Source organism: Microbacterium sp. MRS-1 (assembly GCF_000585455.1).
Lineage (GTDB): Bacteria > Actinomycetota > Actinomycetes > Actinomycetales > Microbacteriaceae > Microbacterium > Microbacterium laevaniformans.
Genome location: NZ_JAUF01000058.1, coordinates 37,103 through 44,967, shown reverse-complemented (window position 1 = coordinate 44,967; position 7,865 = coordinate 37,103). Strand labels below are relative to the sequence as shown.

Below are 7,865 nucleotides of genomic sequence, written 5' to 3'. Positions count from 1 at the left end.
CACCGGGATCGGAGGCCAGACCCCCTCAGCCCGCGTTCACAACGTCACGGGGAAGTACAGCTAGTGAGGCTCCACCAGGCTCCAGGTCCCGCCGAACTTCGGCTCCCGGCCGTCGCCCGACGAGGTGCCGGTCAGGCGCCGGCGCACCCACGGACCCAGGTGTTCGCGCAGGTACTCGCGCTCCGCCAGGCGCACGGCATCCGGCAGCTCCGGCATGGCCCACCAGCCGTCGGGGACCGTCTCCCCGATGGCTTCCAGGACGCGGGCGGCGACACGGTGGTGACCACGACTGTTCATATGCAGGCGATCCTGAGACCAGAACGATGGATCCGACAGCTCGGCATCCGGCCAGTTCAGCGCGCGGATGACATCGGGGCGTTCGCCGACGCGCTGCACGACGGCATCCGACATGAGATCGCCGCGCCGCTGGATGAGCCGGTTCATCGGCAGCTGCGCCGAAGGATTGGCGCCCGACAGCAGAATCAGTGTGACGCCTTCCTCATCGCACCGCCGGAGCACCTGGCTGAACGCATCGGCGATGTGGCCGATCGACGTGCGCGGTCGCAGCATGTCGTTGCCGCCACCGTTGAACGACAGGTGGGTGGGCTTGAGTGCGAGAGCAGGCTCGAGCTGCTGGGCGACGATCGGCCAGATGAGCTTGCCGCGGATCGCAAGGTTGGCGTACTGGATGGGTTCGCCGCGGGAGTGCGCCCATCCCTGCGCGGTGAGGTCGGCCCACCCGCGCACGCGGCCGTCGGGCCGCTCGTCGCCGACGCCCTCCGTGAACGAGTCCCCGATCGCCACGAACCGCACCTCTGCCATCCGATCAGCCTACGCCGCGCTCTGCCGCGGGCTCACCGGTCCCCTTCGGTCGCTGCGGCGCAGCGAAAGCGGCAGATGCGGACGGATGCCGCGGATGCCGCGGCCTCAGCGGTCGTCGAGTGCCGCCCCGCGATGGTCGGCGAGGGCCCACGCGGCCGTCGCCGCGAGCACGAAGAACGTGGCGAACACGACGAAAAGCAGCGGTGCGCCATCGGCGGCGAGCAGGGGCGGCACGCTCAGCGGCGCCACGATGGACGCGATACGGCCGACGCCCGCGGCCCATCCGGCTCCGGTGGCACGCAGCGACGTGGGGTAGTTCTCCGGGGTCACGGCATACAGTGCGCCCCACGCGCCGAGGTTGAAGAACGACAGCGCCATCCCCGCGGCGATGATCATGCCTTCGCCCGTCGCGGTCCCGAAAGCGATCGCGGCCAGCGCCGATCCCGCGAGGAACACCGACAGCGTCACACGCCGTCCCCACACCTCGATGAGCCAGGCCGCCACGGCATAGCCCGGCAGCTGTGCGAGCGTGATGATCAGGGTGAAGCCGAACGATTTCACCAGCCCATACCCCTGCGCGAAGAGGATCGTCGGCATCCAGATGAACGCGCCGTAATACGAGAAGTTCACGCAGAACCAGACGATCCACAGCGCCCCCGTGCGCACGCGGAACTCGCCTGACCACAGTGCGCGCAGGCCGCGACCCGCAAGCTGCGCGCCCGCCGCGGCCGCTTCCGAGGTGTGGCGACGATGCGCGCCCTGCAGCGCCGGCGACGACTCGAACGTGCGGGTGACCGCGTCGGCCTCGCGGTGGCGTCCGCGTCGCGCGAGCCATCGCGGCGACTCCGGCAGCGACCAGCGGACGGTGAGCGCGTAGATCGCGGGGATCGCCCCGAGCACGAAGGCCCAGCGCCAGCCGTCGGCGGATGCCGGGATCACGAAGAACCCGATGAGCGCGGCCGCCGTCCAGCCCAAAGCCCAGAACGCCTCGAGGATGACGATGAGTCGCCCGCGCATGCGTGCCGGGGCGATCTCGCTGACGTAGGTGCTCGCGACCGGGAGCTCGGCGCCCAGACCCAGTCCGACGATGACGCGCAGCGCGATGAGCGCCGCAAGTCCCCCGGCCAGGGCGCTCGCCCCGGTCGCCAGACCGTAGACGAGCAGCGTGACCGCGAACACCGAGCGGCGGCCGAAACGGTCCGCCAGGAGGCCGCCCAGGCTCGCGCCGACCGCCATCCCGACGAACCCGGCCGACGCGATCCACGACGCCTGCTCGCCGGTCAACGACCACTGTGCGATCAATGCCGTGAGAACGAACGACACGAGCCCGACGTCCATCGCGTCGAGCGCCCAGCCGAGGCCGGAACCGGTCAGCACGCGCAGGTGTCGGCGGGTGAACGGCAGAGCGTCCAGCCTCTCCCCCACGTCGGTGCCGGTCGGTGTCGGCGCAGAGGGAGAGGCAGCGGCATCCGTCATGCCTGAATGCTACTCAGGATGCCGAGAGCATCTCCGACACCAGCGGCGCGACCTTCGTGCCGTACAGCTCGATCGAGCGCATGAGCTTCGCGTGCGAGAGGGTGCCGTTGGCGTACTTCAGGTCGAAGCGGGTCGCGCCGAGGGTCTTCATTGTGGCCGCGATCTTTCGAGCGACGGTCTCCGGCGATCCCGCGTAGACGGCGCCCTCCGCACCGATGTCGTGCTGGAACTGCAGCCGGCTGTATGGCGGCCATCCGCGCTCGGCGCCGATGGCGTTGCGGTTGGCCTCCATCGCCGGGTACAGCTCCTCCCACGCCTGCGCGTCGGTGTCGGCGATGTGACCGGGCGAGTGCACGCCGACGGGCATCGCCTCGGTGTGCCCGAACGACGCGAGCGAGCGGTGGTAGAGGTCGACGTAGGGGCGGAAGCGATCGGCCGAGCCGCCGATGATGGCCAGCATGAGTCCGTAGCCGTAGCGGGCCGTGCGCACGACCGACTCGGGCGAGCCACCGACTCCTACCCACGCGCGAATGCCGTTCTCCGTCTTCGGAAAGACGTCGGCGTTGTTCAGTGCTGCCCGCGTCGTGCCCTGCCAGGTCACGGGCTTCTCGGTGAGCAGCTGCGAGAAGAGGTCGAGCTTCTCCTCGAAGAGCACCTCGTAGTCGCCGAGGTCGTAGCCGAACAGCGGGAAGGACTCGATGAACGAACCCCGGCCGAGAATCACCTCGGCGCGCCCCGCGGACAGCGCGTCCAGCGTCGCGAAGCGCTCGTACACGCGCACCGGGTCGTCGCTGGAGAGCACGGTGACGGCCGTACCGAGGTGGATCCTCTCGGTACGGGCCGCCGCCGCAGCCAGCACCAGTTCCGGACTGGACACCGCGAATTCGTGGCGGTGGTGCTCCCCTACGCCGAAGAAGGAGAGCCCCACCTGGTCGGCGAGCACCGCCTGATCCACGATGTCGCGGATCGTCTGAGCGTCGCTCAGGCGCTCGCCGTCCTCGCCCACGGTGACGTCGCCGAAGGTATCCAGTCCCAGTTCTACATTCATACGAATGAGAACCCTCCCTGTGCCGTGATCATTCCGTGCGCGGTGTGGTCGTGCTCAGCCCTGTGCGAGGGCCATGCGCAGCGTATCGAGACCGACCCCACCGAGACGCAGCGCGCGCATGTGGAAGCGCTTGATGTCGAAGTCGGCGCCCTCGCGCTCGGCCGTCTCGTCGCGGATCTGCTCCCAGATGCGCTGGCCGACCTTGTAGGAGGGGGCCTGACCCGGCCAGCCGAGGTAGCGGTTGACCTCGAACTGGATGAACTCGTCCGACATGTTGACGTTGCGGCGCATGAACTCGAGCGCGAAGTCGGCATCCCAGATGCCCTGGCCGTCGGGTCGGGGCTTGCCCAGGTGCACGCCGATGTCGAGGACGACGCGAGCGGCGCGCATGCGCTGACCGTCGAGCATGCCGAGCCGATCGGCCGGGTCGTCGAGGTAGCCCAGCTGCTCCATGAGGCGCTCCGCATACAGGGCCCAGCCCTCCGCGTGACCGCTGGAGCCCGCGAGGAGGCGGCGCCAGGAGTTGAGCTCCGCGCGGTTGTAGACCGCCTGGGCGATCTGCAGGTGGTGGCCGGGAACGCCCTCGTGGTAGACCGTGGTCAGCTCGCGCCAGGTGTCGAAGGAGTCGACGCCCTCGGGCACCGACCACCACATCCGGCCGGGACGCGAGAAGTCGTCGGTCGGTCCGGTGTAGTAGATGCCGCCTTCGTTGGTCGGCGCGATCATGCACTCGAGCCGACGGATCTCCTCCGGGATGTCGAAGTGCGTCTTGCCGAGCTCCTCGACGGCACGATCGCTCGTGGCCTGCATCCACTCCTGAAGGGCCCGCGTGCCGCGCAGCTTGCGCGCCTCGTCGTTCTCGAGGAACGCCACGGCCTCCTCGACGGTCGCGCCCGGCAGAATCTCGTTGGCGATCGACTCCTGCTCCGCCACCATGCGGGCGAGCTCCTCGAGACCCCACTCGTAGGTCTCGTCGAGATCGATCACGGCCCCGAGGAAGCCGCGGGAGTGCAGCGCGTACAGCTCGCGTCCGACCGCATCGTTCTCGGATGCCGCGGGCGCCAGCTCGGTGCGCAGGAACTTCGCGAGTTCGTCGTACGCGACGCGGGCGGCGCCCGCGTGGCCGGAGAGGGTCTTCGCGAGAGAGGCGGGGAGCTGTCCCTCCGCCGGGGCCGCGTCAGCCGCGAACGTCGCGAAGAAGCCGTTGTCGGCGGTATAGCGGGCGATCTGCCCCACGACCTCCGTGACCTGACGGCGGGCGGGAACGACGCCCGTCGCGATGCCCTCGCGCAGTGTTTCGATGTACCCGCCGATCGCGTCGGGGATGGCCGACAGTCGCGCAGCGATCACCGACCAGTCCTCGACCGTGTCGGTGGGCATCAGGTCGAACACGTTGCGCAGCTCCTGCGCGGGCGAGGCGATCACGTTGAGGTCGCGCAGGTGCGCACCGGCCTCGTGCAGCGCGAGCGAGAGCTCGAGGTCGCCGGCGAGATCGGCCTTGGTGACCACGTCCACGTCGTCGACCGGCTCGGCCGCCTGCAAGGCCGACAGCGTGGCACGCGTGGCGTCGATGCGCGCCGCCGTGCCCGCGGGTGAGAGGTCATCGAGACGGCCGTTGTGCTCGAAGCGTCCGATGTAGGTGGCCAGTCCCGGAGAAAGCTCGGCAGAGGTGTCGACCCATGCCTCGGCGATCGCGTCGATCGGCGTGGGGGTACGTGGGGAGTCATTCATTCTTCGAGCCTAATCCCGACGCGGCACTGGCGTGGGTTCGGATGCCGGGGCGGACGGCACGCGATCTCAGCCGTGCTCCCCCGCGGCCTGCGATCCTCCTCGGGCGAGCTCAGTGGCCGGCGACGTCCCAATTCTCCCCGCGACCGATCTGTACGTCCAGGGGCACGGACAGCTCTGCGGCATCACCCATGCGGTCGTGGACGATCTTCTCGACCGTGTCCCACTCCCCCGGTGCCACCTCCACCACGAGCTCGTCGTGGATCTGGAGCAGCACCCGAGACGCGACACCCTGAGCGCGGAACTCGTCGTGGATGCGGAAGAGGGCGATCTTCATGATGTCGGCCGCGCTGCCCTGGATCGGGGCGTTCAGCGCCGCGCGCTCCGCATTCTCACGCAGCACGCGGTTGGGGCTCGCGAGATCGGGGAAGGGACGGCGGCGTCCGAAGATCGTCTCCGTGTAGCCGTCGATACGGGCCTGCTCGACGGAGGAGCGCAGGTAGTCGCGCACCGCGCCGAAGCGGGCGAAGTACTCGGTCATCAGCAGCTTCGCCTCGGACTGATCGATGCGCAGCTGCTTCGACAGACCGAACGCGCTGAGGCCGTACACGAGGCCGTAGCTCATCGCCTTGACCTTCGTGCGCATGGCCGGGGTCACGTCGGCCGGCTCGACGCCGAACACCCGTGCGCCGACGAACCGGTGCAGGTCTTCGCCCGAGTTGAAGGCCTCGATGAGACCCTCGTCGCCGGACAGATGCGCCATGATGCGCATCTCGATCTGCGAGTAGTCCGCCGTCAGCAGGGTCTCGTAGCCCTCGCCGACCTCGAACGCGGCGCGGATGCGCCGAGACTCCTCCGTGCGGATCGGGATGTTCTGCAGGTTCGGGTCGGTGCTCGACAGACGCCCCGTCTGGCTGCCCGTCTGCACGTACGTCGTATGGATGCGGCCGTCGGAGCCGGCGGCGCGATCATTGCCGATCGACGCATCGAGCGACTCGATGATCTGTCGGAGTTTGGTCGCCTCGCGATGCTGCAGGAGAAGATCGAGGAAGGGGTGCGGATTCGACTCCTGCAGGTCGGCGAGCACCGCGGCATCCGTAGAGTAGCCCGTCTTCGTCTTGCGGGTCTTTGGCAGCTCGAGCTGCTCGAACAGCACGTCCTGCAGCTGCTTGGGCGAACCCAGGTTCACCTCCCGACCGATCTCGGCGTAGGCGAGCTGGGCAACGGCCTCGGCGCGCGCGCCCAGCTCCGCAGAGAACCCCGAGAGCTTCTCGTGCGAGACGGCGACGCCGGCCACTTCCATGTCGGCCAGGGTGTCGAGAGTGGGCAGTTCGATCTCGGTCATCACACGGGCGACCGACGCGGGCATCTGGGCCCGCATGGCGTCGGCGACGCGCAGTGCGTACCACGACAGTTGACCCGGGGTGGCGCCTTCGGTCTCGGGTACCAGCTGCGTCGGATCGGCCTCGGGCAGCTTCTCGTCGAGATAGCGGTCGACGAGGTCACCGAGCCCCTTGTCGGGAAAGCTGGGGCGCAGCAGCCACCCGGCGAGGATCGGGTCGAAAACCAGGCCCCGCAGTCGCACTCCGGCACGTCGGAGGGCCTTCACCTGCGCCTTGGCATCGGCGATGACCTTCGGCGCATCACTGCTCAACCAGGGCCCGAGAGTTGCGGAAACGTCCGTCGACCAGGTCGTCTCGATGGCCTCATCGGCGGTGGCGAGGCCCAGTCGTGCGGGAAGGCCGCCCTCCGTCGTGAGCATGAGCGCCACCTCCTCGGCGTCGTCGGCCGCCGTGCGGGCGGCGACCCATGCCTCGAGCGCGGCGGCGTCGACCTCGACGGGCTTGGGCGCTGCGACCGTGTTCGCCGCGTGGTCGGCGCCGTCGTCGAGGTCGGCGCCGACGGCCTCGAAAACGCGCGGCAGAAGGGTGCGGAACTCCAGTCGGGCGAAGATGTCGCGGACAGCCTGCGCATCGATCGGCCGGACCGCGAGGTCGACCGGTCCGACGCCGAGCTCGACATCGCGCAGCAGGGCGTTCAGGTTCCTGTTGCGCCGCACGTCGTCGAGGTGATCGCGCAGATTGCCCCCCACGACTCCGGTGATCTTGTCGGCGTTCTCGAGCAGAGAGTCCAGACTCCCCCACTGTGTGAGCCACTTGACGGCGGTCTTCTCGCCCACTTTCGGCACCCCGGGCAGGTTGTCGCTGGTCTCGCCCACGAGCGCGGCGATGTCGGGGTAGTTGGCGGGCGGCAGGCCGTACTTCTCGACGACGGCATCCGGCGTGTAGCGCTTGAGCTGCGACACACCCTGCACGCTGGGGTAGAGCAGCGTCACGTCGTCGGTGACGAGTTGGATGGTGTCACGGTCGCCGGAGCAGACGAGCACGTCATAGCCTTCGGCCGCACCCTGCGTGGCGAGGGTCGCGAGGATGTCGTCGGCCTCGATGCCCTCCTTCGTGAGCACCGTCACGTTCATCGCGGCGAGGCACTCCTGCAGCAGGGGGATCTGGCCCTTGAACTCCGCCGGCGACTCGGAGCGATTCGCCTTGTACTCGGGGTACTTGTCGGTACGGAACGAGTGACGGGAGGTGTCGAACGCGACGGCGAGATGCGTCGGCTGCTCCGCCTTGACGAGGTTGACGAACATCGACAGGAAGCCGTAGATGCCGTTCGTGTGCTGACCGTCGCGCGTCGTGAAGTTGTCCACCGGAAGGGCGAAGAAGGCGCGGTAGGCCAGCGAATGGCCGTCCACGACGAGGAGAGTAGGCTTTGCGGAGTCCGTCACCCTGCA

General features: G+C 68.9%; 5 protein-coding genes. All 5 read right to left on the bottom strand.

Annotated elements, in window-relative coordinates:
* Window positions 1-60 precede the first annotated feature (60 nt).
* Complete coding sequence (locus AS96_RS10655) at window positions 61-822, bottom strand: SGNH/GDSL hydrolase family protein (RefSeq protein ID WP_197017296.1); 762 nt, start codon at window positions 820-822, stop codon at window positions 61-63.
* Between the two features lie 105 nt (window positions 823-927).
* On the bottom strand, window positions 928-2,298 hold the full coding sequence (locus AS96_RS10650; RefSeq protein WP_036289502.1) for an MFS transporter: 1,371 nt from the start codon (window positions 2,296-2,298) through the stop codon (window positions 928-930).
* Window positions 2,299-2,311: 13 nt separating this feature from the next.
* Window positions 2,312-3,346 (bottom strand): LLM class flavin-dependent oxidoreductase, encoded by a 1,035-nt coding sequence (locus tag AS96_RS10645; RefSeq protein WP_036289500.1) that lies wholly within the window; start codon window positions 3,344-3,346, stop codon window positions 2,312-2,314.
* Window positions 3,347-3,400: 54 nt separating this feature from the next.
* Entirely contained in the window at window positions 3,401-5,077 is a 1,677-nt protein-coding gene (locus AS96_RS10640; RefSeq protein ID WP_036289498.1) for a DUF885 domain-containing protein, read from the bottom strand.
* A 109-nt stretch (window positions 5,078-5,186) separates the two neighbouring features.
* A complete protein-coding gene (polA, locus tag AS96_RS10635) occupies window positions 5,187-7,859 on the bottom strand; it encodes a DNA polymerase I (RefSeq protein WP_036289496.1) in 2,673 nt (890 codons plus the stop codon).
* Window positions 7,860-7,865: the final 6 nt, after the last annotated feature.